The following is a 26,166-nucleotide window of genomic DNA, read 5'->3' as shown; positions in this document are numbered from 1 at the left end:
GGCGATGAACACTCAATGGCGTTACTGCCCGGTTGCGCTGGCGCTGATGGCAACGCTCTGGCCACACGCTGGCTGGGGCGACAGCTATTTTAACCCGGCGTTTCTCTCCGATGACGCGGCGAACGTGGCGGATTTGTCGCGTTTTGAAAAGGGCCATCAGCAGGCCCCGGGCGTCTATCGCGTCGATATCTGGCGTAACGATGAATTTATCGGCACCCAGGACGTGCGGTTTGAGCAAGCCGACAACACGCCGCCGGTCGCGGGCGGGTTGTCGCCGTGTATTACGCGCGCGATGCTCGATCGCTTTGGCGTGAATATCGCCGCCTTCCCGGAGCTCAGCAACGTGCAGGGCGACACCTGCGTTCCGCTTACCACGGCTATTCCCGGCAGCGAAACGGCGTTCAACTTCGCCTCGTTGCGCCTTAACGTCAGCCTGCCTCAGGTGGCGATGCAAAACAGCGCCCGGGGATATATTCCGCCTGAACAGTGGGATGAGGGCATCCCCGCCGCGCTGGTGAACTACAGCTTTACCGGCAACCGGGGCAGCGAAGACGACAGCTACTATCTGAACCTGCAAAGTGGGTTGAACTATGGCGCGTGGCGATTACGCAATAACGGCGCGTGGCGCTATACCGAAAGCAACGGCCAGCGGCACAGCAGCTGGCAAAATATCGGCACCTGGGCGCAGCGTACGGTCATTCCGCTGAAAAGCGAGCTGGTGCTCGGCGACAGTAATACCGGCAACGATGTCTTCGACAGCGTCGGTTTTCGCGGCGGTCGGCTCTATTCTTCCGACAGCATGTACCCGGACAGCCTGCAAGGCTACGCGCCTACCGTGCGCGGAATCGCCCGCACCCCTGCCAAAGTGGTGATTCGTCAGAACGGCTATGTGATTTACCAGAGCTATGTGCAGCCGGGTGCTTTCGCCATTACCGACCTTAACCCCACCTCCTCCAGCGGTGACCTTGAGGTGACGGTGGAAGAGAAGGACGGCAGCCAGCAGCGCTACACCGTACCGTATTCCACCGTACCGCTGCTCCAGCGTGAAGGACGCTGGAAATACGATCTGGTGGCGGGGGATTATCGCAGCGGCAACAGCGAGCAGGACACGCCGTTCTTTACGCAGGGAACGATGATTGCCGGCCTTGCCGACGGCTACACGCTGTACGGCGGTACGCAGCTGGCCTCGCGGTATACCGCAATCGCCATTGGCGCGGGGAAAAACCTCGGTGACTGGGGCGCGGTCTCACTTGACCTCACGCACGCCCGCAGCCAGCTGGCGGATGACAGCCGCCATGAAGGCCAGTCCCTGCGTTTCCTGTACGCAAAATCCCTTAACGGATTCGGCACCAACTTCCAGCTGCTGGGCTATCGCTACTCGACCAAAGGCTTCTACACCCTCGACGATGTGGCCTGGCGCACAATGGAAGGCTATCAGTATGGCGACGATAAGGATGATGACGGCGTGCCGGACGTGCAGAGCTATCACAACCTGACGCTGAATAAAAAAGGGCGTTTCCAGCTCAATATCTCCCAGTCTCTCGGCGATTACGGCTCGGTGTACGTTTCAGGCAGCCAGCAGAGTTACTGGGGCACCAGCGAGTCCAACGTCTGGTACCAGCTCGGCTATGCGGGCGGGGTGAAAGGGGTCAGCTATGCCTTATCTTGGTCGTGGAACAAGGCCGTCGGCATTGACGGAACCGACCGTATCGCCTCGTTCAACGTCTCCGTACCGTTCAGCCTGTTCACCCGTCACGGCTTCCGTCGCGATAGCGCGATCGACAGAGCCTATGCCACGGCCTCTTCCAGCCGAAACAGCAACGGTGATACCAGCTGGCAGACCGGGATAAGCGGAACGCTGCTGAAAGATCGCAACCTGAACTATAGCGTCACCCAGGGCCACGCCAGCAATAACGGCGCAAGCGGCAGCGCCAGCGCCAACTGGCAGGCCACCTACGGCACGCTGGGCGTGGGCTACAACTACACCCGGGATCAGCACGATTTCAACTGGCAGCTTTCCGGCGGCGTGGTAGGGCATTCCGACGGCGTAACGTTCAGCCAGCCGCTGGGCGATACCAACGTGCTGATCAAAGCGCCGGGCGCGTCGGGCGTGAGCGTCGAAAACCAGACCGGGGTGAAAACCGACTGGCGTGGCTATGCGGTGATGCCGTACGCCACGGTGTACCGTTACAACCGCGTGGCGCTTGATACCAACACCATGAGCAACAACACCGACATTGAAAATAACGTGTCCAGCGTCGTGCCGACGAACGGCGCGCTGGTGCGCGCCACCTTCGATACCCGCATCGGCGTGCGCGCGCTGCTCACCGTTAAGCGTGATAACCAGCCCGTACCGTTTGGTGCGGTGGTGCGTGAGACGCAGAGCGGCGTAACCAGCATGGTGGGCGATGACGGGCAGATTTACCTGAGCGGGCTGCCGCTGGAAGGGGAGCTGCTGATTCAGTGGGGAGACGGAAAGCAATCCCAGTGTCGTGCGCCCTACAGCTTGCCAGAACAGAGCCTGCAACAGGCGATCACACTTAAGGGGATCCGCTGTGAATAAAATCCATTATCTGGGGTTATCCCTTCTGGCGTTTTTGCCGGTAACTGACGCGCTCGCCACCGTCTGCGTCAATGAAAATGGCGTGCCGACGGAGGTCTATTACGACCTGACGGATAAATTCAACAGCGCCAATAACCAGGTGGGGCAGGTGGTGACGCTCAGCGAGAAATCCCAGTGGGTGGGTGTAAACGCCGTCTGCCCTAAGGGAACGTCCGGGAACACCACCAAGCGCAGCTATGTGACCGATTTTCCGGTCACGGGCACCAGCGATGGCTATCAGTATCTGAAGCTTAACGACTATCTGGACGGGGCGATGAAAATCACCGACAGCTACGCGGGCACGTTTTATCCCCCCAAAACCTACATCCAGATGGGGAGCCACCCGAACGTGTCTAAAAACAAACCGTTTGGCGTTCAGGATTCCAGCCTCGTCTTTCGGCTTAAGGTGACCCGGCGCTTTATCAATATGGTGGTGATCCCGCGAGCGACCATGTTCCGGGTTTATGTTACCACCACCTCTTCGGATCCGCTCACCACGCCGGTCTATACCATCAGCTACAGCGGGACCATTCAGGTGCCCCAGAGCTGTGAAATTAATGCCGGGAATGTGGTGGAGTTCGATTTCGGGGACATCGGCGCCTCCTTGTTCAGTAAAGCGGGCATCGGGAATAAGCCGGAGGGGGTCTCAGCGCAAAGCAAAACCATCGGCATAAAATGCACCAACGTGGAGGCGAACGCCATGCTCACGATGCGCGTCGAAGCGGAGAAGGTTTCAGGCAGTACGCTGGTCTCCGATAACGCGGATGTGGGCTTTGTGATTGCCAACAGCAATGGCGTGCCGCTGACGCCGAACAACCTGACCAGCAAAATTCCGTTCCGCCTGGACGACAGCGCGCAGGCGCAGGTTGGGATCCGTGCATGGCCCGTCAGCGTGACCGGTAAAAAACCTGCCGAGGGGCGCTTTACCTCTCGCGGCTATCTACGCGTCGACTACGACTAAGGAGCGGGAATGCGAAACGGGATGCGGTATCTCTCTCTGGCGCTCCTGACGCTTTGCGCACATGCGCATGCAGAGACGGCGCTTGGGGAAATTAACATTCAGCTTTACGGCAATATTGTGGACTTTACCTGCGTGGCGGAGGGGGACGACAGCAATAAGACCGTCACGCTCGGCACCTGGCCAACGAAACAGCTTCGCACTACGGGAAGCCGCACGCAGCCCGTGCCGTTCACCCTCAAGCTGACCGGATGCCCTCCCGGGGCGGCTTCGGTCACGTTTACGGGGAAGGTTGACGGGCATGATAACAGCCTGCTGGCGCTGAATGATGCCAGCGCGGCCAGCAACGTGGCCGTGGAGATCCTCGACCGGGATAAAACGCGCCTCGCCTTGCAGCAGGCCAGCAAGACGGTATCGGTGGATGCGCAGGGAAATGCAGAGCTGTCATTTTATGCCAATTATATCGCCACGGCGGATAATCCGCAGCCGGGCCGGGCTGACGCCGATGCAACGTTCATGATTAATTATAATTAATTAAATCCACTCTCCCTGTAACGGTTATCCGTTGCAGGGAGAGTGTCGGGTTACAATAATTCGTGCGCTTTCGCGTAATCAATTAATTCAACGATACTTTGCACGCCCAGCTTCGAAAAGATATTAGACTTATGGGCGCTAATTGTTTTGTTGCTAAGTAATAATTGATCGGCAATCTCCTTATTAGATAATCCGTTCGCCAGATACCGCAAAACCGTCACCTCACGATTCGATAAAGGCATATCCACAGCGGCGCCTGTCCGGGAGCCCAGGTGATTTATAAAACTCAACGTTTCTGACGGGAAAAAAGAATAGCCCATCAGTATCATTTCCACTGCGTTATAAATTTCTCCCAAATCTTTTCGCTTGCTGACAAAACCATTGGCCCCGGCGCGAATGGCGCGGCCGGCATAGAAGGCTTCTGATTTTGAAGAGAGGAAAAGCACCTTAATGTCTTTGTTTAAGTTCCTGATTCTTTTTAATAATACGAACCCATCGGTGCCCGTCATTTCAATATCCAGAATGACCAGGTCGATAGGGTGGTTGCGTATACAGTCAAGCACTTCGTGGCTGTCGCCTGACTTCAGTTTTACCTGGATGTTTTTATTTTTCTGTAGCAGGACTTCTATCGACATTCTGACGATAGGGTGTTCGTCCATAATGATAACGGATGCCGGTTTCATTTTTTATGCCTCAGATTGTTAAAAGCGTTATGCTGAGTTTTGTAAAAACTCTCGAAAAGCCGGAAGGATAATTGCGCAGATCCTTCTACGGTAAATGTCCCGGGGAAGAGCGAAAGCATCCTTGTTTACGTAGTGTGATATCGATGCCTCAGCGCAGTTATCTCATAAGGCTGGTTATGGCAAAATGATTTTTCTTATTAGTGTGTCAAACACGTCTTATTATACCGTTTAAGTAATGTCCGAAAAGCCTGTAAATTAATATCCATATATTGCTGATTATTATCTTCTGGATCTGAATCGCTACCTTTTTAAATTTAGCAAAAATGTCCTGATATTGCATTTACCACACACTTTCATCTTTATGTAATAACAAAAAATAAACGATATTACTGTATGTTGCTAAAATGTTAACAATACGCAGTCTGTGACGGAGGTCATCCTGCCCGCTCGCCACCCCTGATATCCGCGCTTTCGCACGTCATCGCCCCTTTATAAACACCTTAGGCCAGGCTTAAGATCCCGGCGTATGAACAGCACTATCTGCTGTTTTTTTCACCTCTCATCGCGTTTATTTACACGTAAATCGCTTGTTTTTACACCATTATCACTCTGTTAACGAAAACGTCAGGTCCTTAACGCCTGGATAAAAGTACTCTGATTGAGCAGATAAACAGCATTTCGCGCGGTTGAGGGCGAAGAATTAGGAATAGTTATAAAATCGATAGTTTTGTTAAAAAACACAAAAATTTAACATATATCCTAAGTATTTTCCTAAAGGTCTTTAGGAATTAAGGGGTTATTGAATACGTTAATACGTGAAATCTGAGAGGTTGTTGAGAAGATGTAGCAACTCGTGACGATGGTTCAGCCCAAGTTTCGCCAGAATGCAGCTGAGACGGTAAATAATGCGGCTATAGGGACGGTTCTGTATCTGCGCGATCTGACGCAGGGAGCGACCCTGCGACAGCGCTTGTAAGATTGGCCATTCTTCCCTGGAAAACCACTCTTTCCGGTGGCCGACGGGAGACGGCGGCTCCAGCAACGTTTGTTGCATAGCCAGCGCCGAAAGCTGCCGTTCAAGCACGTGAAAAGGGCCAGCCGCTTTGCAAAACAGGCGTGTATCGTAATCATCGGCGCGGATGAGCAGGTAGGGGGTGAGGAAGGGAGGGTACAGGCTGTGGCGTCGTAATCGGTCCAGCAGGTCAATCAGCGGCGAGGCGCGGCTCTCTACGTCTACCACCAGACGTGATGAAGGCCATTGATTCAAATCGCTGAGGGCTGCTTCCAGCGTGGAGTAGTCGCAGCAATTGCTCAGGGGCGAATGCCCGCTCAGAAAACCGGAACGGAAAAAGTTATCCTGTGTGACCAGAACGATAAAGGGAGCATCGGTTTTGCGGGTCTGGTTGATTGACTGGCTCAAATATTCGAGACGATCAAAAAATGGGAGAGCAAAAGGCGAGTGCGTAGAACCCAGTGAATCACTTCCTGTCCGACGACGCCGGTAACGGCGTACTGTCATTCGCATAGCTTCCCTCTTGGCGATGACCGTTCAGTCCTCCTGCCATCTCCAGGATGGCCAATAATATCCCTGACCGAAGCGCGCGCCAGCCTGAAGCGCACACTCACGATCCTTTTCTGTTTCAATGCCTTCTATAAGCACATTGGCAGCAATTTTTGAACAAAGACCGACCAGCTGCGTCAGCGCTGGCGTTGCACGTAGTCGCCAGAAAGCCATCTTATCGATTTTGATTCCGCTTAACGGCAGACGGCAGGATAAAAATGCGCGCCCTGACGCTTCATCAATATCATCCAGCCAGATCCGATGCCCCTGCGCCGTCAACTGCTGAAGCGCACAACTTACCCTCAGACGTGTCGGGTCTGAGAGGGAAAAGAACGAGGCGGGCTCCACGAGTTCAATGTTCAGCGGTGGGCTGTTAAGTTGCAGTAAGCGCTGGAACATATCCGGGATGGTCAGAACGGTTATCGGCACATTTATGAAAAGGTTGTCACAGGGAGAGGGGTTTTTTAACGCAGCGATCTGGGCTTCCAGCAGCATAAGCGCCCGGGCGGCGGACCAGTCGCGGAAAAAGTCTTCGCTTTGCTGATGCGGTGACAGCACGCTGAGCACTTCGGCCCCAATTGTGCGGGAAGAGGAGAGGGCGACAATGGGTTCAAGCTTGATGCCTGTAATGTCGCGTGAGATGTGCTGCACGCACGAGGGGAAACCTGTCTGGTCTGGCGCTGTCACTCCGTCGTCCTGTTCACTTCCAGCCTCCAGGTGGCCGGGATACCGCAGGACAGTGTGACGGCGAAGTAAACAGGAAAACAGCAGGCGTTACTTAAAAGCGGCTAAGCCTTTTCGCAGCCCTTAAAAGGAGCATAAATGTTGAAAAAACAGCCGTATTTACAATCAGCTAGTCATTATCGGCAGAGAAGGCGGAAAAGGCATTGACTCACTACGCATTGACCGTATAATTCCATGCGTTTCACCACCGCGAAGTATACTCTTCTCCGTGCGCCCTTAGCTCAGTTGGATAGAGCAACGGCCTTCTAAGCCGTAGGTCGTAGGTTCGAATCCTACAGGGCGTGCCATTAAATATCATACACTTAAGCCTCCTTCACATTCTCCTGATTTCCGCTGTTGGACATATTTGGGACAACAACCTCAAAAAAAGCGTTAATTCACATTTTTGACAGCATAATTGACTGTTATAACAGTATTTTTCTTACGCTATGGCATTTTTGCCGTTCCTCTACCATGCTCATTACACCTCACCGTTTCGCGTGGGGCCTTTTCGTAGTTGCTCATTAATCTCAAGGAAAAAGGTTATGAAAAAAACGACTGCTATTTTGTTGGGCACCGCGTTTCTGTTTACCACCAATGCCTTTGCGGCTGAAATGATGACAAAAAACGAATTCGAAAAAGTTGAATCGCAGTACGAAAAAATCGGTACCGTGAGCACCGCTAACGAAGTCTCTGTCGATGATGCGAAAAAAGAGCTGGTCGAGAAAGCCGATAAAGAAGGCGCTGATGTGCTGGTGCTGACCTCCGGTAACACCAACAACAAAATTCACGGCACCGCCGATATCTACAAGAAAAAATAATGCCTGATCAGCCACCCCCGTACGCGGGGTGGCTGTGCGTCACGCTTTCTCCCGCCTGCATACCCTCCCGTTTTACTTTCACCGTTTACACAGAAAGAAACGCGCGTTGACGCTTGATAACGCATGGATAATACGTATAGTTCTCATTTGCATTTCTTTTAATAAATTCTAAGGCCCGATAACGGGTCATTTTTGCGCGCACGTTAAACGAGTTAACTATGAACAACACCACAATGCACAAAACGCTGCTGGCGATTGCCATTGGCGCGGTTACCCACTCCGCCTTTGCGGCGGATGAAAAAAAAGAAGACACCATCGTTGTCCAGTCCACCGCGGGAAGTGATTTTAAACCCGGCGGTGACCAGCTGGTGCCTGCCTTCCTTGACGGGCAGGTGGCCAATGGCGGACGTATGGGGATGCTCGGTCAGCAGAACGCCATGGACGTGCCGTTCAACATCATCAGCTACACCTCGAAGCTGGTGGAAGATCAGCAGGCAAAAACCATTGCTGACGTAGTCGCGAACGACGCGGGCGTGCAGTTTGTGCAGGGTTACGGCAACAGTGCGGAAACCTTCCGCATTCGCGGCCTGAAGTTTGACGGCGACGACATGACCTTCGGTGGCCTCTCCGGCGTGTTGCCGCGTCAGGTGGTGGATGCCCAGATGGTTGACCGCATTGAGATCTTCAAAGGGGCAAACGCCCTGATGAACGGCGCAGCAAGCTCGGGCGTGGGCGGAATGATCAACCTTGAGCCTAAACACGCGGGCGACACCCCGCAGGCGAAAGTGGGCGTGGACTACACCTCGGATTCCCAGATCGGCACCACGCTGGATGCGGGGCGTCGCTTTGGCGATAACGACCAGTTCGGCGCGCGCGTGAACCTCGTGCATCGTGAAGGCGAAACCGGCGTACCGAACGACCGCCGCCGCACCACGCTGCTCTCCACCGGTCTGGACTACAAAGGCGACCGTTTCCGCACCTCGCTGGATCTCGGCTATCAGAAGAAAACCTTCCACGGCAGCCCGACCAGCGTCAACATCTCGGCGGTGGATTTCGTGCCTGAACCGCCGAAAAACGATCGCAACTTCTCGCAGAAGTGGGCCTACAGCGATATCGAAAACGAGTTCGGGATGTGGCGCAGCGAGTATGACATCACCGACAGCTGGACCGCCTATACCGGCCTCGGCGCGCAGCACGCGCACGAAGAAGGGATCTACAGCGCGCCGAAGCTGGTGGACAAGAGCGGTAACGCAACGGTCAGCCGTCTCGACACCAACCGCATCAGCGATTCCGTCAGCGGGATGGCGGGCATTCGCGGTAACTTCAATACCGGTTTCGTTTCGCACAAGGTCAACGTCGGCTATTCCGCGATGACCAAAAACGAAAAGATTGCGTGGAAGATGTCGGCGACGAAGGATAACCCGACCACCAACATCTACCACAACACCGGCGTGGCTATGCCGGACAGCACCAACTTCAGCGGCTCAGGCGGCAAATACAGCGATCCGCTGACCAGCGGGCGCACCCGTACCCAGGGCTGGCTGCTGAGCGACACCCTGGGCGTGCTGGATGATAAATTGCTGTTCACCGCCGGCGCGCGCCATCAGAAGGTGGTTATTCGCGGGTACAACAAAATCACCGGCGCGGAAAACGACGCGGACGGTTTCGACGGCAGCCGCTGGATGCCAACCTACGGCGTGGTCTACAAACCGTGGGAGGAAATCTCCCTTTACGCTAACCATACCGAAGCGTTACAGCCCGGTGAAACCGCACCTAACACCGCCACCAACTACGGCCAGAGCACCGGTATCGTTCACTCTAAGCAGAATGAAGTGGGCGTGAAGGCAGACTTTGGCCGCGTGGGCGGCTCCCTGGCGCTGTTTGAAATCAAAATGCCGTCGGCGATCCTCGACGACAGCGGACACTTTGGCCTGGACGCTGAACAGCGCAACCGTGGCGTGGAGCTGAACGTCTTCGGCGAGCCCATGCTGGGGATGCGTCTGAATGCCAGCGCCACCTGGCTCCAGGCCGAGCTGACCAAAACCAAAAACGGCGTGAATCAGGGGAACGATGCGATCGGTATTCCGAACTTCTACGCCGTGCTGGGCGCGGAGTACGATATCAGGCCGATTGAGGGGCTGACGGCCACCGCGCGCGTTAACCACTCCGGCACGCAGTATGCCGATCTCGCGAACAGCAAAAAGCTGGACAGCTACACCACGCTGGATCTGGGCATGCGCTATCGATTCGCGGTAAACCACAATGAAAACCAGATGACGGTGCGCGCAGGCATCGACAACGTGACCAACGAAAACTACTGGTCAAGCGTGGACGATTCCGGTACCTACATCACTCAGGGCGAGCCGCGAACCTTTAAGGTCTCGGTGGGCTACGAGTTCTAAGCGTTCCACCTCGTTATCCGGGGCAGGGACGCCCCAATCCCCTCGTTATCGTGTTATAAAATTGTAACAAAAGCTTCTTACACTGGTCGCCAACTCTTTTACCTCTTGGCCAATGACAGGAAGCCGCTATGGGCAGACCCCTCAAATCTATTTTCAAAAAAGAACATCAAGACGATATCAGTAACCGCAGCGCTAACCCGGTATTTTCCGAGGTTGCGGAGGTGTTCCTCTCCCGCCGCCGTTTTCTCCAGATGGGGGCCGTTGCGGGGGCTGCCGTATCATTCCCGTTTCTGATCAAACCTGAGAACGCCATTGCCGCGGTCTCAAAACCGTCCGCGCTGGCAAAAGCGGTGTCGCTTGGGTTTACCAGCATCTCTGTTTCCACCGAAGATACGGTCAGGGTGCCGGAAGGCTATATTGCCCGCCCGTTCTATCGCTGGGGCGATCCGACGGGTCTCAAAGACAACATGCCGGCCTTTAAGCCGGACGCCAGCAACACCACGGACGAACAGGCCGCGCAGGCGGGCATGCATCACGACGGCATGGCGTGGTTTAGCCTGCCGCAGGGGGGGCAAAGCCCGGAGCATGGCCTGCTGGCGATGAACCATGAATACATCGACAACGGGATGCTGTTTACCGACGGTACGGCGAACTGGAGTCTCGACAAAGCCCGTAAGGGGCAGAACGCGATGGGCGTGTCGGTGGTGGAAGTGAAAAAAGCGGGCAGCGGCTGGGAGGTGGTTCGTCCGTCTTCGTTCGCGCGCCGTATTACCGTCAATACGCCGATGCAGCTTACCGGTCCGGCGCGGCATCAGGACCTAATGAAAACCGCCGCCGACCCGCAGGGGGAGCGCGTGCTGGGCACCATGCAAAACTGCGCTAACGGCCATACGCCGTGGGGCACCTACCTCACCTGCGAGGAGAACTGGTCGGATATTTTTGTGAAAAAAGCCGATCTCAATCCGCTGGAAAAACGCTACGGCATCAGCGACAGCGATGAGTCCTACCGCTGGAACGAAGTGGATGAGCGGTTCAGCGTCGATAAAACGCCTAACGAACCTAACCGTTTCGGCTGGGTCGTGGAGATCGATCCTTACGACCCATCCTCCACACCACGCAAGCACACCGCGCTCGGACGCTTCAAGCATGAGGGGGCTGCCGTCACGCTCGCCGCCGATAATCGCGTAGTGGTCTATATGGGTGACGATCAGAAGTTCGAGTACATCTATAAGTTTGTCTCGGACAAAAAATACGATCCCGCGAACCGGGAAGCCAGTATGCAGCTGCTCACGTCCGGCACGCTGTACGTCGCCAGGTTCAACGAGGACGGTAGCGGCGACTGGCTGCCGCTGATCTTCGGGCAAAACGGCCTGGATAAAAGCAAAGGGTTTGAAAGCCAGGGCGATCTGCTGATTAAAACCCGCCTGGCGGCCGACGCGGTGGGCGCGACGAAGATGGATCGCCCCGAGTGGATCGCCGTCGATCCGCACGCCAGCGGCAGCGTCTACTGTACGCTCACCAACAACAGCGATCGCGGGAAAGAGGGGAAAGCGCCGGTGGATGCCGCCAACCCGCGCGCCAACAACGTGTTTGGGCATATCATGCACTGGCACGAAGACGGGGCCGATCCTGCTGCCGCACGCTTTAAGTGGGATATTCTGGTTATGGCCGGGCGTACCGACGGCGACGACCCGAAGGCCAAAGGCTCCATGCAGGGCGCGGAATTCGGCAGCCCCGACGGCCTGTCGTTCGATCACCAGGGCGTGCTGTGGATCCAGACCGATGTCTCCTCCAGCACCATTAATAAGAAAGCGTACGAGGGGATGGGCAATAACCAGATGGTGGCGACCATTCCGGGCACCAACGAGTATCGCCGGTTCCTGACCGGACCGCGCGGGTGTGAGATCACCGGCATTGCGTTTACGCCGGACAACCGCACGCTGTTTATCAACATTCAGCATCCGGGGGAGGGCGGGGATGATATTACCGACCCGGCCAATCCTCGCGCTGTCTCAAACTGGCCGGACGCCAGCCCGAACGGACGCCCGCGATCGTCCACGGTGGTGATCGTCAAAGCGGACGGCGGGATCATCGGCTCGTGACGTTTACGCGCCGGGCGCATGCGCTGGCCCGGCGTTAAGCTTGCTACCACCAGCATGAAGTGTTAAAACGTGCCCCTTCTAAAAAAGAGACAGGGGTAGGGCGTGAAAGACGCGTCATCCGCTTCAGGCCATGGTAGCGCTGAAGCTTCGTCGGATCAGAATCCGACGCTGCAACGTGGTTTGCAAAATCGACATATTCAGTTAATTGCCCTCGGCGGCGCAATCGGTACCGGGCTGTTTCTCGGCATCGGCCCCGCCATTCAGATGGCCGGCCCGGCGGTTCTGCTGGGTTACGGCATCGCCGGGATCATCGCCTTCCTGATCATGCGCCAGCTCGGCGAGATGGTCGTTGAAGAGCCGGTGTCCGGCTCCTTCGCGCACTTTGCCTATAAATACTGGGGCCCGTTCGCAGGCTTCCTCTCCGGCTGGAACTACTGGGTGATGTTCGTGCTGGTGGGCATGGCGGAGCTGACCGCCGCTGGCATCTACATGCAGTACTGGCTGCCGGACGTGCCCACGTGGATCTGGGCGGCGGCCTTCTTCATCATTATTAACGCCGTTAACCTTGTGAACGTGCGCCTGTATGGTGAGACCGAGTTCTGGTTTGCGCTGATTAAGGTGCTGGCAATTATCGGCATGATCGGCTTTGGCCTGTGGCTGCTGTTCTCCGGCCACGGCGGCGAGCGAGCCACCATCGACAACCTGTGGCAGCACGGCGGCTTCCTGGCGACCGGCTGGAAAGGGCTTATCCTCTCGCTGGCGGTCATTATGTTCTCCTTCGGCGGTCTGGAGCTGATTGGCATCACTGCTGCTGAAGCGCGCGACCCGCACAAAAGCATTCCGAAAGCGGTCAACCAGGTGGTGTACCGTATTCTGCTGTTTTACATCGGCTCGCTGGTGGTGCTGCTGGCGCTCTACCCGTGGGTGGAAGTGAAGTCCGACAGCAGCCCGTTCGTGATGATTTTCCACGACCTGAACAGCAACGTGGTGGCTTCCGCGCTGAACTTCGTCATTCTGGTGGCCTCTTTGTCGGTGTACAACAGCGGGGTCTACTCCAACAGCCGTATGCTGTTTGGCCTCTCCGTACAGGGCAACGCACCGAAGTTCCTCACCCGCGTCAGCCGTCGCGGCGTACCGGTCAATTCGCTGTTTCTTTCTGGCGCTATCACCTCGCTGGTGGTGCTGATCAACTACCTGCTGCCGAAAGAGGCCTTTGGTCTGCTGATGGCGCTGGTTGTGGCGACGCTGCTGCTGAACTGGATCATGATCTGCCTCGCGCACCTGCGTTTCCGCGCGGCGATGCGCCGTAAGGGACGCGAGACGCAGTTCAAAGCGCTGCTCTATCCGGCGGGGAACTATCTCTGTATCGCGTTCCTGGCGTTGATTCTGGTGCTGATGTGCACCATGGATGAGATGCGACTTTCAGCAATGCTGCTGCCGGTATGGGTGGTGTTCCTGTTTGTTGCCTTTAAGCTTTCACGCAAAAAGTAGCGCGGCTTTCTCCCTCTTCCTGTGGGAGAGGGCCGGGGTGAGGGCACCAGACCGCACCCAACCAGACCGCACCCGCCTTCACGCCCGGTGGCGCTTCGCTTACCGGGCCTACATGTCCGGGGACGTTATTTTGTAGGCCGGGTAAGGCGCAGCCGTCACCCGGCACCCCCTTCACCTTTATCGTGACCCTCCTCCCAATTCTGTTTTGATCCGCAGGATCTTTGAATTGTAATCGATTACTTTTCATATGAACCGTTTTGTAATCGATTACTTTTTTCGGGCGAGGCTTATGATGGTGTCAACTGACGGTAGTGAAAAGGCGATAACACAGCACCGGCTGCTGGTGCCGCGGCTGTCGCTGATGATGTTTCTGCAATTTTTTATCTGGGGTAGCTGGTCGGTCACGCTCGGCCTGGTGATGACCCAGTACAACATGTCTTTGTTGATTGGCGATGCGTTCTCCGCCGGGCCCATCGCCTCTATTCTCTCGCCGTTCGTGCTCGGGATGCTGGTGGACCGCTTCTTCGCCTCGCAGAAGGTGATGGCGGTGATGCACCTCGCGGGCGCGGCGATCCTCTGGTTCGTGCCGGGGGCGCTGATTGCCGAGAACGGCGCGCTGCTGATTGGCCTGCTGTTTGGCTACACGCTCTGCTACATGCCGACGCTGGCGCTGACCAACAACATCGCGTTCCATAGCCTGGCGAACGTGGATAAAACCTTCCCGGTGGTGCGCGTATTCGGCACCATCGGCTGGATCGTGGCGGGCATTTTCATCGGCGTCACCGGCGTGGCGTCCAGCGTCACCATCTTTCAGGTGGCGGCGGCCAGCTCCGTGCTGCTGGCGCTTTACAGCCTGACGCTGCCGCACACGCCTGCACCGGCGAAAGGCCTGCCGGTGAAGGTGCGGGATCTCTTCTGCGCGGATGCGTTCGCGCTGCTCAAAACCCGCCACTTTTTCGTCTTCTCCGTCTGCGCGATGCTGATCTCCGTGCCGCTCGGCACCTATTACGCCTACACCGCCTCGTATCTGGCGGATGCGGGAATTGCCGATGTCAGCACCGCCATGTCCTTCGGGCAGATGTCCGAGATCGTCTTCATGCTGATCATTCCGCTGCTGTTCCGCCGTCTGGGGGTGAAGGTCATGCTGCTGATCGGCATGCTGGCGTGGTTCGTGCGCTACGCCATGTTCGCGCTGGGCGTCAGCGAGGAAGGGCGCATTCTGCTGTATCTCGGCATTCTGCTGCACGGCGTCTGCTACGATTTCTTCTTTGTCGTCGGCTTTATTTACACCGACCGGGTGGCGGGCGAAAAGGTGAAAGGCCAGGCCCAGAGCATGATCGTGATGTTCACCTACGGCATCGGCATGCTGCTCGGCTCGCAGATTTCCGGCGCGCTCTATAACCGCCTGGTGGCAGGGCAGACCGTGCCGCAGGCGTGGGTAACATTCTGGTGGATCCCGGCGGTGGCGGCCGCGGCGATCGCGCTGATTTTCCTTCTCACGTTTAAGTATGACGATGATAAGGCGTAACGTTCAGGAGGTGGTATGAGGACGATGAAAGGACCCGGCATTTTTCTGTCGCAGTTTATTGGCGAGAACGCGCCGTTCAACACCCTTGACGGGCTGGCCGGATGGGCGGCTGCGAAGGGCTACAAAGCGGTGCAGATCCCCTGCAACCATCCGCACATCTTTGACGTGGAGAAAGCCGCAGAGAGCCAGGCCTACTGCGACGACATCACCGCAAAGCTGGCTGCGCACGGGCTGGCGATCAGCGAGCTGTCGACCCATCTGGAAGGGCAGCTCGTGGCGGTGAACCCGGTTTACAGCGAGGCGTTTGACCACTTCGCGCCCGCCGCCGTGCGCGGTAACGAGGCGGCGCGCCGGGCGTGGGCAACCGAAAAACTGAAGCAGGCGGCGGTCGCCTCGGCAAGATTAGGGCTGAAGGCGCACGCGACCTTCTCCGGCTCGCTGGCGTGGCCGTTTTTCTATCCGTGGCCGCCGCACAACGAGCAGCGTTTTCAGGAGGCGTTCCAGGCGCTGGCGGATCGCTGGCGGCCAATTCTGGATACCTTCGACGAACAGGGTGTGGACGTCTGTTTTGAGCTGCATCCGGGGGAAGATCTGCACGACGGCGTCACCTTCGAGCGTTTTCTGGCGCTGGTGGACAACCATCCGCGCTGCAACATCCTCTACGATCCAAGCCATATGCTGCTCCAGCAGATGGACTATCTGGCCTTTATCGACATCTTCCATGCGCGTATTAAAGCGTTCCACGTGAAGGATGCCGAGTTCCGCCCCAGCGGGCGCAGCGGCATGTACGGCGGCTACCAGCCGTGGATCAACCGCGCCGGACGCTTCCGCTCGCCCGGCGACGGGCAGATCGACTTCAAAGGCATTTTCAGCAAGCTGACCCAGTACGACTATGACGGCTGGGCGGTGCTGGAGTGGGAGTGCTGCCTGAAGGACGGCGATACCGGGGCGAGTGAAGGCAGCGAATTTATCCGCCGCCACATCATTCCCGTTTCCGGACGGGCGTTTGACGATTTCGCCGCAGGGGACAGCCATGATTAACGTCGGGATCGTCGGCAGCGGGTTTATTGGCCCGGCACATATCGAGGCGCTCAGGCGCCTCGGGTTTGTCCAGGTGGTCGCGCTGTGCGACGGCTCGCTCGTTAAGGCGCAGGAAAAGGCGCGCCTGCTAAACGTACCGCACGCGTACGGCAGCGTTGAGGCGCTGCTCGCGCACCCTGATTTGCACGTGGTGCACAACTGCACGCCGAACCACCTGCACGCACAGATTAACCGCCAGATCCTGCGCGCGGGCAAGCACGTGTTTTCCGAAAAGCCACTGTGCATGACGCCTGAGGAGGCGCGCGAGCTGGTGGCGCTGGCGGAGCAGGCGGGCGTGATGCACGGCGTGAGCTTCGTCTATCGCCAGTTTGCGATGGTGCGTCAGGCGGCGAGCATGATGCGCGCGGGCAGCCTCGGGCGGATTTTTGCCTCACACGGCAGCTACCTCCAGGACTGGATGCTGCTGGAAACCGATTACAACTGGCGGGTGGATGCCGCGCTCGGCGGCGCATCGCGGGCGGTGGCGGATATCGGCTCCCACTGGTGCGATACGGTGCAGTATGTGACCGGCAGGCGCATTACCGAGGTGATGGCTGATTTATCCATCGTCTGGCCGACGCGCAAGGCCAGCGCGGGCGGTCATCAGACCTTCTCCCATGACGAGCAGGCGGAGTATGAAAACAAACCGGTCACGACCGAAGACTTCGGCTCGGTACTGTTCCGCTTTGACGATGGCAGCAAAGGCAGCTTTAGCGTCTCGCAGGTAAGCGCCGGGCGAAAAAACCGTCTGACCTTTGAAATCAACGGCAGCGAGCGGTCGGTGGCATGGGATCAGGAGATCCCGCAGCAGCTGTGGATCGGCCATCGCGCGCAGGCCAACCAGACGCTCACCGACGATCCAGGCCTGATGAACCGTGACGTGGCCGACAGCGCCCACTTCCCCGGCGGGCATATTGAAGGCTGGCTGGACGCCTTCAAAAATATGATGGCGCAGTTCTACCGCGCCGTGCAGGCCGGTGTAATGCCTGAGGCGGCGCAGTTTGCCACCTTCCACGATGGCACAAACGTGATGTATATCATTGATGCTATTGTGAAAAGCCATCAGCAGCAGCGCTGGGTGCGCGTGGAACGTTGATGCACTGCCCGGTTCGCCGGGCAACGAATTTATGATAGCCTGCACAAAACGCTAACCGCAGGATGTATCGTCGCTATGTCAATTCAGAAAATCGCTCAGCTGGCCGGGGTTTCCGTGGCAACGGTCTCCCGCGTGCTGAACAACAGCGATACCGTGAAGGCGAAAAACCGCGAGCGTGTTTTGCAGGCGATCCAGGAGAGTAACTATCAGCCCAATCTGCTGGCGCGTCAGCTGCGCACCGCCCGCAGCTATATGATCCTGGTGATGGTCTCGAACATCGCTAATCCGTTCTGCGCCGAAGTGGTGAAGGGCATCGAAGCCGAGGCGGAAAAGAACGGCTATCGCATTCTGCTGTGCAACTCCGGCTCGGACATTGAGCGCTCCCGCTCGGGCTTAAGCCTGCTGTCGGGCAAAATCGTCGACGGCATCATCACCATGGATGCATTTTCAAAACTGCCGGAACTGGCGGCGCTGATTGGTTCTGCGCCGTGGGTGCAGTGCGCCGAATACGCGGATGCGGGCGCGGTTTCCTGCGTGGGGATAAACGATGTCGATGCCTCCCAGCACGTTGTCAGCCAGCTGGCCGACGGGGGACGCAAACGCATTGCGCTGATCAACCACGACCTCAGCTACAAATATGCCCGTCTGCGCGAGCGCGGCTATAAGAGCGTGATCCACCTGCGGGGTCTGGACTATCAGGCGGTGGAGTACGCCAGTGAGCTCAACTCCAGAGCGGGCATGGCGGCGATGCAAAACCTGTTAAAAGAAAATCCGCCAGATGCGGTATTTGCCGTTTCCGATACGCTGGCGGCGGGGGCGTTGCGCGCCATTCAGCAGGCAGGTCTGCGGGTGCCGGAGGATATTGCCTTGGTCGGCTTTGACGGTACGGAGCTGGCGGACATGATTTCACTTACCACCATCGAACAGCCGTCGCGGGATATCGGGCGCAAGGCGGTCAATCTTCTTTTAAACAAAATCGACAACCCGGATGCGCCCACGGAAAGGGTGATGATGGGCTGGCGCTTTATTTCCCGCGCCAGCGCCTGATTATCTGGCAATAACGCCTGCCAGCGAGCGAATATCGTTTCCGGTCGGTGACTGATGAATACGCAGGCCAAACTCATCCACTACCGCGAAAATATGGTCAAAGATATCGGCCTGAATATCTTCGTATTCCGCCCAGATGACCGTATTGGTAAAGGCATATATTTCAATCGGCAGCCCGTTGGCATCCGGCGCCAGCTGGCGCACCATCAGCGTCATATCTTTACGAATACGCGGATGGTTACGCAGATATTCATTCAGGTAGGCGCGGAAGGTGCCGATATTGGTCATCTTGCGCAGGTTTAATACCGATTCTCCTTCCCCGTTTTGCTGATTCCACAGGTTAATTTCCTCATGGCGCGCGGCCAGATAGGGCTTCAGCAGTTTCGCCTGAATCAGCTTCTGCTGCTCCTGCTCGTCAAGAAAATGAATGCTGGTGGTGTCGATATTCAGGCTGCGCTTAATGCGGCGGCCACCGGAGGCGGACATGCCGCTCCAGTTGATGAACGCGTCAGAGACCAGCGCCCAGGTCGGGATGGTGGTAATGGTGTTATCAAAGTTGCGCACCTTAACGGTGGTCAGGCCGATATCCGTCACCGTGCCGTTGGCGCCGTATTTCGGCATTTCCAGCCAGTCACCGAGCTTGAGCATGTCGTTGGCGGAGAGCTGGATGCCGGCCACTAAGCCCAGGATCGGATCTTTGAATACCAACATCAGAACGGCAGCCATTGCACCCAGGCCGCTTATCAGAATGGCGGGAGACTGGCCGATCAGCAGGGAGATAATTAAGATCCCCACCAGAATGGCGCTCACCAGCTTGATGCCCTGGAATATCCCCTTCAGCGGCAGCTGCGACGCGGTGGCCATTTTCTGCGACAGATTGAATATGACGTCCAGCAGCGAGAAGAAAGAGAGCAGGGCATATACCATCACCCACAGCTTTGCGCAGGTGGTGAGCATTTCCGCTGCTTCGCTGCCTTTTTGCAGCCACAGTACCGCCTGAACGTTGACGATTATCCCCTGAAGGGTAAACGCCAGACGGTGAAATAACTTGTTCTGAGTGATGATCTGCAACCATAAATGGCTGCTGGCCTGCGCGCGTTTCTCGAAGGCGCGCAGCACCACTTTGTGCAGAATAAAATGAACAATGATGGCGGTAAGAAAAATAATACCAAAGATAATCACTAAAGAGGTGGTGTGATTAATTTCAATCCCTAACTCTTCAACCTGAGCAATTAATTCCTGCATAACGTCTCCTGTATTGATGCAGCCCCATAATGGCGGCTGCGGATCTATTATGCAAATTCAGGCTGTTTTATTTTGTCGTCGGGCAGGCCTTGACGACCGGTAAACTCAGGCGATGGCGCATGCGCAGCGTGGCCAGCGCCAGCACCACCATCATGACCGTTTCCACCATCAGGAAGACGTTGACCGCCTGGGTGTAATCGCCGTGATGAGTGTGCAGTCCGTGCAGCAAAATTGCGCCAAAAATGGCCGGGCCAAGCCCCAGCGCAGCTTGTTGCAGGGTGCTTAAAATCGCGCTCGCGGCCCCTGCGTCGTCAGGCTGGATATCGCGCATCCCGATGCGGTAGAAGCTGTTCACAATCAGCGCCTGCCCGTAACCCACCAGCCCGGTAGCCGGGGCCAGCGTCAGCGCGGTATTGTGCATTCCCCAGTGGCGGAACGTGGCGATCAGCGCCACCAGGCCGACCAGCTGAATCGCAAGCCCGGTCAGCAGGATGGCGCTGGTGCTGTAGCGGGCAATCAGGCGTGGGGCGAACCAGGCAGAGATAAAATAGGTCACGCCGAGCGCAATAAAGCTGTTCCCGGACTGCCACGGCGCCATCCCCAGACCGCTTTGCATGGTCAGCGCCATGCAGAACATAAACCCGGACCAGACGCTGAAAAAGAGCATCCCAATCAGCACGCCAAAGCGAATGCTGCGCAGCTGCAACAGGCGCGGCGCAATCAGCGGGTGGGCATCCTCACGCTCTTTTTTGCGCGCGTTCAGCACCATTAACCCGGCCAGCGGCACAATCGCCAGCAGCGCGACTTTAAGCGGCCAGGACCAGTGCCACTGCGGGCCGAGCGCCATCGGGAACAGCAGACAGCACAGTATCGCCGTCAGCAGGACGGTTCCGGTCCAGTCAATGCGCGACGGCGTGTCGCGGCGGGTTTCCGGGACGTAGCGACGGCTTAACGCCAGCACCACCAGACAAATCGGCACGTTGATAAAGAAGGCGTTGCGCCAGCCCAGCCCGGCGATATCCGCCGACACCAGCCAGCCGCCACCCATCTGGCCGACGATAAACGCAATCCCGCCGATCCCCCCAAACAGGCTGATCGCTTTGGCGTGTGCCGTCCCTTTTAACGTGACATGCAGCGTCGCAAGAATTTGCGGCATGATAAGCGCGGCGCCCGCACCCTGAATAATGCGCGCGGCAAGCAGCTGTTCAATATTGCCCGCCATGCCGCACAGCAGCGAGGCCAGGCCAAAACTCGCCACGCCCCACATAAACAGACGACGGCGGCCAAGGTTATCGCCCAGCTTGCTGCCGGGGGCCAGACAGACGGCGAAGGCCACGCCGTAGAGGGCGACAATCAGCTCCAGTTCGGTAGCAGTGGCGTGTAACGACTGGGTGATGGAATCCAGCGCCACGTTGGTGATTGAGGTATCAATCAGCGGCAGCATCTGGCCGGTTAACAGCAGTATCAGGCCCGCACGACCCGGTGAAACAACTGACGTATTCATGGTGACTCCATTGCGTCAAACAGCGTAGAGTCGTAGCATCAACCATCTGATAAACGGGTACCAGTTCTTGCTTATACTGGTACTGGCACTACCATGCAGGAGATTTTATGGCGCTGATGTCTGAACCTGTCACCTCTCTCCAGGATGACACCCGCAAGCAGCTGGGCGCCTTTTTACGTGCCCGGCGTGAAAGCCTTGACCCGCAACGCCTCGGCTTACCGCGCAGCGGCCGCCGCCGCACGCCGGGCCTGCGCCGCGAGGAGGTGGCGATGCTCGCGGACGTCGGCGTCACCTGGTACACCTGGCTGGAACAGGGCAGGGACGTCAACCCGTCCAGCGCGGTGATGGCCGCCATCGCAAAAGCGCTGCAATGCACCCCAACCGAAGCCCGACATCTTTTTGTGCTCGCCGGTTTGCCGCCGGGTGAAGCCCCGCAGGCGGTCTGCTGCGAGGGGATCAGCGAAGGCACGCGTCGCCTGCTGGATACGCTGATGCCAAAACCCGCCAGCATTCAGAAACCGAATTTCGATATCGTGGCCTGGAACGACAGCTTCGGGCATCTGATGGGCGTCGATTTCAACGCCATACCGCCGGAAGATCGCAATTGTATTTATCTCTTCCTCACCCATCCGGCGTGGCGCGCGCGGCTCGGCAAACGTGACGACGTGCTGCCGATTTTCGTCTCCTATTTCCGCGCGGCAATGGCCGAACACCGGGGCGACCCGCTCTGGGAAGCGAAGCTGGCGCGTTTTTTCGCGGTTTCCGAGGAGTTCAAAACCCTGTGGCACCAGCGCAACGACGTGCGCGGCGTGGAGAATCAGCTCAAGCTGTTTACCCATCCAGAACTGGGTGATTTCCATCTCCAGCAGATGTACTGGTACTCCGCGCCGCGAAACGGATCGCGGCTGCTGGTCTATTTACCTGTGGATGAGGCGGGAGAGCGGGCGATGGCGTGGCTGGCCGGGCAGGGGAAATAAGTTTTTTGCGAGGCGCTTTCAGGGAATCAATGCGGATCCGGTACTGACTGTTAAAAGCAGGTAAGGTGAGTCATGAAAGGCAAAATTAGCCTTTAATGCAAATTGCCTTATATGCTAATATCAGGGATGAGTAACGTGTTCAGACTTATCGTTCATAAGGCGGTCAGGGATGAGATCCTCTCCCTGCCTGCGGGGGTACAGGCGAAGCTGATTCGCCAGCTTGATAAACTATGCGTTAATCCGACGGCACTGAGAGAGCCTGTCAGCAAACCCTTACCCTATGGTTTGTTTGAAATCAGAACCGTCGGGCTGATCCACACGCGTGGGATCTACGTCTATCAGCGAGAAAAGACAATTTTTCTGCTGCGGGTGTTTATCAAGAAGACGCAAAAAACGCCCTCTGCTGAACTTCGTCTGGCACTGAAGCGACAACAGGAGATGTTAGATGAGCAAGAAGATTATTGACTGGGATGAACTCAGGGCTGAACTGTTAAGCGATTCAGAGGTTCAGGCTTCCTTTGATGCAGAAGAGCGCAAGGAGCGTTTGCGAGAGATGCTGGCGCAATGGCGCAATCATGCTGGTCTGACGCGCGCCCAGGTGGCGGAGCGGATGGGCGTCAGCGCACCAACGGTATCAAGAATGGAAGCGAATATTACCCGGGCGAGTCTCGATACATTAACGCGTTATGCGATGGTGTGTGGGGTGAAGCATCCGCAGATTACGCTCTATTAATAACTTGCACGCCGGAATCCGGCGTGCAAGAAGCGATCAGCACTCGGTCACAATCGTGCTCAGCGGCAGACGAGACTTCGGCAGCGTGGCGTTGAAATCTTCCACGCTGTGGTGCCCGACCGGGACCACCACCAGGCTGGTGAAGCCTTTCTCTTTCAGGCCAAACTCTTCATCAAGAATAGCCGCGTCAAAGCCTTCAATCGGCACCGCGTCCAGGCCCATTGCGGCCACGCCCAGCAGGAAGTTACCGACGTTCAGGTAAACCTGCTTCGCCATCCACTGGTCGTCATCTTTCAGATCCACGCGGTGCATGTCGGCAAAGTAGCAGCGGCCCTTGTGGTTCGCGGCTTTGGCTTCCGGCGTGTTGAAACGGCCATCGGCTTCTTCCTGATCGACAACGCGCTCAAGCCAGGCATCGTCCATCGCGGTTTTCGCGCAGAACACCACTACGTGAGAGGCATCCAGCATTTTGCGTTCGTTGAACACATAAGTGCCCGCCGCGGATTTTGCCACGCGCGCTTTACCCTCTTCAGTGCTGGCAACAATAAAGTGCCACGGCTGCGAGTTGGTGCTGGACGGGCTGTATTGCAGCAGCGTTTTGATTTTTTCCGCTTCTTCTGCGGTCAGTTTTTTAGCGGGGTCGAACGCCTTGGTTGAGTGGCGTTTCAGGGCGACAGAAATAATATCCATAACAACTCCTGGTGTTGAAATTCGCCCGTAGGCGGGCGTGGAAGGAAAGCAGATTACCGCGCGAAGCGGGAAAAGATAAGTGCGATTCGAGCGCTTATACTGTTCGCCTCAGGCGAACAATCAGGTCGGGCGTATCCGCTTCTGGTCTTTTTTCGGCAGTTTGTCGACGACCAGGTTCCACGAGTCCGTAATCAGGTCGGTGACCAGCTCAGGCGTAACGTCGTTGGTGCCGTACACGGAAATCCAGTGCTTCTTGTTGAGATGGTAGCCGGGCTCCACGCCACGGTAGATCTGCTGATTGAGCAGCGATGTTTCCGGATCGGACTTCAGGCTGACGTGGGGCCGACCGCGTACGGTCGCCATCAGCATGAAAATTTTCCCGCCCACCTTAAACACGTCATACTCCGGCCCAAACGGCCAGCAATGTTCGGTGAAGGGCATCTCCAGTGCGACGCGTTTTGCGTGCGCCTGCAACGTTTTACCGTCCATCGTTATCCTCCTCAGCAAGCCCGCGCCACATGGCCTCAAAGCCCAGCGCTTTAAAATCGACGGCACGGGACGGATCGCGGGTAGCAAACTCCATGGTGGTTTCCGCCAGCGATAAGAACATGGCATCACCGAAAGTCTTAAACTCGTCGGACATAAATACCTGGCGAATCGAACGGCGGCACAGTTCGTGCAGCTCAGGGAACATGTCTTTTACCGCCTGCTCCGTTTCCGCGTTCAGCTTTTCACTGACGCCGATCTGGCGGATAGCCGCATGCGCCACGGGGTTACGAATACCCCAGTCCACATAGCTGTTCCAGATATTGCGGGTGTGCTCTTTCGGCAGGGTGATGGTGCGATCGAGGTTCGCCAGCATGGTCTGGCAAAGATCCTGCTTCAGATGCAGGTAGAGGGCATTCAGCAGATCGTCTTTGGTAGCAAAGTAGCGAAACAGCGTCCCTTCAGCGACGCCCGCATTACGGGCAATTAACGCCGTTGAGGCGGCAATACCTGACTGCGCAAATGCAGCGGTTGCTGCTTCCAGTAAGGCCTGTTTTTTATCTTCACTCTTCGGACGTGCCACTAAATTTTTCCTCCCGTCAATTGTAAAAGCCCTGATTGAAACACGTGCTTTGTTACGCTGCAACGCGGAATGTCAAAGATCGAAAACCTTCTTGACGGCGTAAGCATCCTATCTATAATGAGTGCTTACTCACTCATAATCAAGTGTCACCCGCGCAAACCATCGGAAGGGGCGCGTTGGCGGGTCAGGAAATGAAAAAGCCTCTATTCATCTGCGTGGTGTTAGTCATGATAATTGCTTCAGCGGCGAGTTTACCGTTTGTACTGAATGCCGGATTTGGTCAGCCGCCGCAGGGTGCGCAGCTCTCTGAAGTGGAAGCTTCCCCGCACTATCGCGACGGGCAATTCCACAACACGCTCCCTACGCCGGGCTTTACCGGGCAACAAAATATGCTGGTGGCGTGGTGGCAGTTTCTTACCCGTAAAACCGAAAACGCCCGTCCTGCTCAGCCGCTGCCGCTGGTGAAAACCGAACTGGCCAGCCTGTCGCCTGAACAGGACACGCTGGTGTGGCTCGGCCACTCCTCCTGGTATATGCAGCTGGCGGGAAAGCGCATCCTGATCGATCCGGTTCTGGGGAATTACGCCGCGCCGTTCTCCTTCCTCAATAAAGCGTTTGCGGGGGAGTACCCGTGGAACGCACAGAGCATGCCGGAGATCGACCTGCTGATTATCTCTCACGATCACTATGACCATCTGGATTACGCCACCATCAGGGCGCTGCTGCCGAAGGTGAAGCGCGTGGTCACGCCGCTCGGCGTGGGCTCACACCTGCGCTACTGGGGCATGAACCCGGACATAATTGACGAGCGGGACTGGAATCAGTCTGTGCACATCAGCGATGCGCTGACGGTTCACGTGCTGCCCGCACGCCACTTTTCCGGGCGTGGCATTAAGCGTAACCAGACCCTGTGGGGCAGCTTTATGTTTGTCACCCCGGAGCGGAAGGTTTACTACAGCGGAGACTCCGGTTACGGCCCGCACTTCAAAGCGATTGGCGAGCAGTTTGGCGGCGTTGACTTAGCCATCATGGAAAACGGCCAGTACGACCAGGACTGGAAGTACATCCATATGCATCCGGCAGAAACGGCGCAGGCCTCGGCAGATCTCAATGCTAAAGCGATCGTACCGGGCCATAACGGGCGTTTTGTGCTGGCGAAACATACCTGGAACGATCCGCTGATCCAGCTGGCGAAAGCCAGTAAGGATAAAAACTACCGGCTGCTGACGCCGGAGCTGGGCGAGCCTGTCCGGGTGAGTGATTCCACGCAAAAATTTCGCGAGTGGTGGGAATAATGTTTAAGCGAGAATCAGAGGGGGA

23 protein-coding genes and 1 tRNA gene are annotated in these 26,166 nt (G+C 56.9%); 16 read left to right on the top strand and 8 right to left on the bottom strand.

Annotation, left to right across the window (positions count from 1 at the left end):
- Positions 1 to 4 precede the first annotated feature (4 nt).
- The 3 genes from N5C09_RS05055 to sfmF are packed head-to-tail and all read left to right on the top strand — an operon-like array spanning position 5 to position 4,094.
- Positions 5 to 2,563 (top strand): fimbrial biogenesis usher protein, encoded by a 2,559-nt coding sequence (locus N5C09_RS05055; protein ID WP_279748585.1) that lies wholly within the window; start codon positions 5 to 7, stop codon positions 2,561 to 2,563.
- Positions 2,556 to 3,563, top strand: coding sequence for a type 1 fimbria D-mannose specific adhesin FimH (gene fimH / locus N5C09_RS05050; RefSeq protein ID WP_279748584.1), 1,008 nt, complete (start codon positions 2,556 to 2,558; stop codon positions 3,561 to 3,563). The genes N5C09_RS05055 and fimH overlap by 8 nt, the downstream gene beginning before the upstream one ends.
- Before the next feature lie 9 nt (positions 3,564 to 3,572).
- Entirely contained in the window at positions 3,573 to 4,094 is a 522-nt protein-coding gene (gene sfmF, locus N5C09_RS05045; protein WP_063868955.1) for a fimbria assembly protein, read from the top strand.
- A 50-nt stretch (positions 4,095 to 4,144) separates the two neighbouring features.
- Here sfmF and fimZ read toward each other — a convergent pair whose 3' ends face one another.
- The 3 genes from fimZ to N5C09_RS05030 all read right to left on the bottom strand — a co-directional run bounded on the left by fimZ (position 4,145) and on the right by N5C09_RS05030 (position 6,989).
- Positions 4,145 to 4,777: a fimbria biosynthesis transcriptional regulator FimZ gene (fimZ, locus tag N5C09_RS05040; RefSeq protein ID WP_063451623.1), complete on the bottom strand. Its 633-nt coding sequence runs from the start codon at positions 4,775 to 4,777 to the stop codon at positions 4,145 to 4,147.
- Between the two features lie 808 nt (positions 4,778 to 5,585).
- On the bottom strand, positions 5,586 to 6,302 hold the full coding sequence (locus N5C09_RS05035) for a LuxR C-terminal-related transcriptional regulator (protein WP_107534840.1): 717 nt from the start codon (positions 6,300 to 6,302) through the stop codon (positions 5,586 to 5,588).
- 24 nt (positions 6,303 to 6,326) lie between these two features.
- Positions 6,327 to 6,989, bottom strand: a complete 663-nt coding sequence (locus N5C09_RS05030) for an EAL domain-containing protein (RefSeq protein ID WP_063868950.1) — start codon at positions 6,987 to 6,989, stop codon at positions 6,327 to 6,329.
- Positions 6,990 to 7,292: 303 nt separating this feature from the next.
- Between N5C09_RS05030 and N5C09_RS05025 the strand changes: the two genes are divergently transcribed.
- The 9 genes from N5C09_RS05025 (at position 7,293) to N5C09_RS04985 (ending at position 18,628) form a co-directional block, all read left to right on the top strand.
- Positions 7,293 to 7,369 (top strand) — tRNA-Arg (locus N5C09_RS05025).
- A gap of 237 nt (positions 7,370 to 7,606) precedes the next feature.
- Positions 7,607 to 7,882 carry a DUF1471 family periplasmic protein YahO gene (gene yahO, locus N5C09_RS05020; protein WP_022647318.1) on the top strand — a complete coding sequence of 92 codons (276 nt, stop codon included), beginning with the start codon at positions 7,607 to 7,609 and terminating at the stop codon, positions 7,880 to 7,882.
- Positions 7,883 to 8,100: 218 nt separating this feature from the next.
- Complete coding sequence (locus tag N5C09_RS05015) at positions 8,101 to 10,284, top strand: TonB-dependent siderophore receptor (RefSeq protein ID WP_279748583.1); 2,184 nt, start codon at positions 8,101 to 8,103, stop codon at positions 10,282 to 10,284.
- Positions 10,285 to 10,412: 128 nt separating this feature from the next.
- Positions 10,413 to 12,386 (top strand): PhoX family phosphatase, encoded by a 1,974-nt coding sequence (locus N5C09_RS05010; RefSeq protein WP_279748582.1) that lies wholly within the window; start codon positions 10,413 to 10,415, stop codon positions 12,384 to 12,386.
- A gap of 102 nt (positions 12,387 to 12,488) precedes the next feature.
- Positions 12,489 to 13,877 (top strand): phenylalanine transporter, encoded by a 1,389-nt coding sequence (gene pheP / locus N5C09_RS05005; protein WP_193032706.1) that lies wholly within the window; start codon positions 12,489 to 12,491, stop codon positions 13,875 to 13,877.
- Positions 13,878 to 14,166: 289 nt separating this feature from the next.
- On the top strand, positions 14,167 to 15,405 hold the full coding sequence (locus tag N5C09_RS05000) for an MFS transporter (RefSeq protein WP_279748580.1): 1,239 nt from the start codon (positions 14,167 to 14,169) through the stop codon (positions 15,403 to 15,405).
- Positions 15,406 to 15,420: 15 nt separating this feature from the next.
- The gene (locus tag N5C09_RS04995) at positions 15,421 to 16,446 is read left to right on the top strand and encodes a sugar phosphate isomerase/epimerase (protein WP_279748579.1); all 1,026 of its coding nucleotides are present in this window, start codon (positions 15,421 to 15,423) and stop codon (positions 16,444 to 16,446) included.
- Positions 16,439 to 17,581: a Gfo/Idh/MocA family oxidoreductase gene (locus N5C09_RS04990; protein ID WP_279748578.1), complete on the top strand. Its 1,143-nt coding sequence runs from the start codon at positions 16,439 to 16,441 to the stop codon at positions 17,579 to 17,581. The genes N5C09_RS04995 and N5C09_RS04990 overlap by 8 nt, the downstream gene beginning before the upstream one ends.
- A gap of 75 nt (positions 17,582 to 17,656) precedes the next feature.
- Positions 17,657 to 18,628, top strand: coding sequence for a LacI family DNA-binding transcriptional regulator (locus N5C09_RS04985; protein WP_279748577.1), 972 nt, complete (start codon positions 17,657 to 17,659; stop codon positions 18,626 to 18,628).
- Here the strand turns inward: N5C09_RS04985 and N5C09_RS04980 are convergent, their stop codons facing one another.
- Positions 18,629 to 19,873 (bottom strand): mechanosensitive ion channel family protein, encoded by a 1,245-nt coding sequence (locus tag N5C09_RS04980; RefSeq protein ID WP_022647326.1) that lies wholly within the window; start codon positions 19,871 to 19,873, stop codon positions 18,629 to 18,631.
- A gap of 67 nt (positions 19,874 to 19,940) precedes the next feature.
- Positions 19,941 to 21,377 carry an MFS transporter gene (locus tag N5C09_RS04975; protein ID WP_279748576.1) on the bottom strand — a complete coding sequence of 479 codons (1,437 nt, stop codon included), beginning with the start codon at positions 21,375 to 21,377 and terminating at the stop codon, positions 19,941 to 19,943.
- Positions 21,378 to 21,484: 107 nt separating this feature from the next.
- Here N5C09_RS04975 and N5C09_RS04970 point away from each other — a divergent pair, with 107 nt between their 5' ends.
- From N5C09_RS04970 to N5C09_RS04960, 3 genes are all read left to right on the top strand, one after another.
- Positions 21,485 to 22,354, top strand: a complete 870-nt coding sequence (locus tag N5C09_RS04970; RefSeq protein ID WP_107534850.1) for a helix-turn-helix transcriptional regulator — start codon at positions 21,485 to 21,487, stop codon at positions 22,352 to 22,354.
- 135 nt (positions 22,355 to 22,489) lie between these two features.
- The gene (locus N5C09_RS04965) at positions 22,490 to 22,819 is read left to right on the top strand and encodes a type II toxin-antitoxin system RelE/ParE family toxin (RefSeq protein WP_131636121.1); all 330 of its coding nucleotides are present in this window, start codon (positions 22,490 to 22,492) and stop codon (positions 22,817 to 22,819) included.
- Positions 22,800 to 23,087 carry a helix-turn-helix transcriptional regulator gene (locus N5C09_RS04960; RefSeq protein ID WP_059357457.1) on the top strand — a complete coding sequence of 96 codons (288 nt, stop codon included), beginning with the start codon at positions 22,800 to 22,802 and terminating at the stop codon, positions 23,085 to 23,087. The genes N5C09_RS04965 and N5C09_RS04960 overlap by 20 nt, the downstream gene beginning before the upstream one ends.
- Positions 23,088 to 23,123: 36 nt before the next feature.
- Here the strand turns inward: N5C09_RS04960 and nfsB are convergent, their stop codons facing one another.
- The 3 genes from nfsB to N5C09_RS04945 all read right to left on the bottom strand — a co-directional run bounded on the left by nfsB (position 23,124) and on the right by N5C09_RS04945 (position 24,846).
- Positions 23,124 to 23,777, bottom strand: a complete 654-nt coding sequence (gene nfsB / locus N5C09_RS04955) for an oxygen-insensitive NAD(P)H nitroreductase (RefSeq protein WP_023324270.1) — start codon at positions 23,775 to 23,777, stop codon at positions 23,124 to 23,126.
- 120 nt (positions 23,778 to 23,897) lie between these two features.
- Entirely contained in the window at positions 23,898 to 24,266 is a 369-nt protein-coding gene (locus tag N5C09_RS04950) for an MmcQ/YjbR family DNA-binding protein (RefSeq protein WP_279748575.1), read from the bottom strand.
- The gene (locus N5C09_RS04945; protein ID WP_063451553.1) at positions 24,256 to 24,846 is read right to left on the bottom strand and encodes a TetR/AcrR family transcriptional regulator; all 591 of its coding nucleotides are present in this window, start codon (positions 24,844 to 24,846) and stop codon (positions 24,256 to 24,258) included. The genes N5C09_RS04950 and N5C09_RS04945 overlap by 11 nt, the downstream gene beginning before the upstream one ends.
- Positions 24,847 to 25,037: 191 nt before the next feature.
- Between N5C09_RS04945 and N5C09_RS04940 the strand changes: the two genes are divergently transcribed.
- A complete protein-coding gene (locus N5C09_RS04940) occupies positions 25,038 to 26,141 on the top strand; it encodes a RomA family MBL fold metallo-hydrolase (protein WP_193036138.1) in 1,104 nt (367 codons plus the stop codon).
- Positions 26,142 to 26,166 lie beyond the last annotated feature (25 nt).

Source organism: Enterobacter sp. GD03975 (assembly GCF_029838645.1).
In the GTDB taxonomy this organism is placed as follows: Bacteria; Pseudomonadota; Gammaproteobacteria; order Enterobacterales; family Enterobacteriaceae; genus Enterobacter; species Enterobacter quasihormaechei.
This window is presented reverse-complemented; position numbering and strand designations above follow the sequence as displayed.

Excerpts from the sequence above, each read along its gene's own strand:
- N5C09_RS05000 (WP_279748580.1), top strand. The coding sequence starts at position 14,167 with ATGATGGTGTCAACTGACGGTAGTGAAAAGGCGATAACACAGCACCGG.
- fimZ (WP_063451623.1), bottom strand. The coding sequence starts at position 4,777 with ATGAAACCGGCATCCGTTATCATTATGGACGAACACCCTATCGTCAGA.
- N5C09_RS05035 (WP_107534840.1), bottom strand. The coding sequence starts at position 6,302 with ATGCGAATGACAGTACGCCGTTACCGGCGTCGTCGGACAGGAAGTGAT.
- sfmF (WP_063868955.1), top strand. The coding sequence starts at position 3,573 with ATGCGAAACGGGATGCGGTATCTCTCTCTGGCGCTCCTGACGCTTTGC.
- N5C09_RS04975 (WP_279748576.1), bottom strand. The coding sequence starts at position 21,377 with ATGAATACGTCAGTTGTTTCACCGGGTCGTGCGGGCCTGATACTGCTG.
- N5C09_RS04990 (WP_279748578.1), top strand. The coding sequence starts at position 16,439 with ATGATTAACGTCGGGATCGTCGGCAGCGGGTTTATTGGCCCGGCACAT.
- yahO (WP_022647318.1), top strand. The coding sequence starts at position 7,607 with ATGAAAAAAACGACTGCTATTTTGTTGGGCACCGCGTTTCTGTTTACC.
- N5C09_RS05015 (WP_279748583.1), top strand. The coding sequence starts at position 8,101 with ATGAACAACACCACAATGCACAAAACGCTGCTGGCGATTGCCATTGGC.
- N5C09_RS05010 (WP_279748582.1), top strand. The coding sequence starts at position 10,413 with ATGGGCAGACCCCTCAAATCTATTTTCAAAAAAGAACATCAAGACGAT.
- N5C09_RS05055 (WP_279748585.1), top strand. The coding sequence starts at position 5 with ATGAACACTCAATGGCGTTACTGCCCGGTTGCGCTGGCGCTGATGGCA.
- N5C09_RS04980 (WP_022647326.1), bottom strand. The coding sequence starts at position 19,873 with ATGCAGGAATTAATTGCTCAGGTTGAAGAGTTAGGGATTGAAATTAAT.
- N5C09_RS04950 (WP_279748575.1), bottom strand. The coding sequence starts at position 24,266 with ATGGACGGTAAAACGTTGCAGGCGCACGCAAAACGCGTCGCACTGGAG.
- N5C09_RS04985 (WP_279748577.1), top strand. The coding sequence starts at position 17,657 with ATGTCAATTCAGAAAATCGCTCAGCTGGCCGGGGTTTCCGTGGCAACG.
- N5C09_RS04940 (WP_193036138.1), top strand. The coding sequence starts at position 25,038 with ATGAAAAAGCCTCTATTCATCTGCGTGGTGTTAGTCATGATAATTGCT.
- N5C09_RS04970 (WP_107534850.1), top strand. The coding sequence starts at position 21,485 with ATGGCGCTGATGTCTGAACCTGTCACCTCTCTCCAGGATGACACCCGC.
- nfsB (WP_023324270.1), bottom strand. The coding sequence starts at position 23,777 with ATGGATATTATTTCTGTCGCCCTGAAACGCCACTCAACCAAGGCGTTC.
- N5C09_RS04960 (WP_059357457.1), top strand. The coding sequence starts at position 22,800 with ATGAGCAAGAAGATTATTGACTGGGATGAACTCAGGGCTGAACTGTTA.
- N5C09_RS04995 (WP_279748579.1), top strand. The coding sequence starts at position 15,421 with ATGAGGACGATGAAAGGACCCGGCATTTTTCTGTCGCAGTTTATTGGC.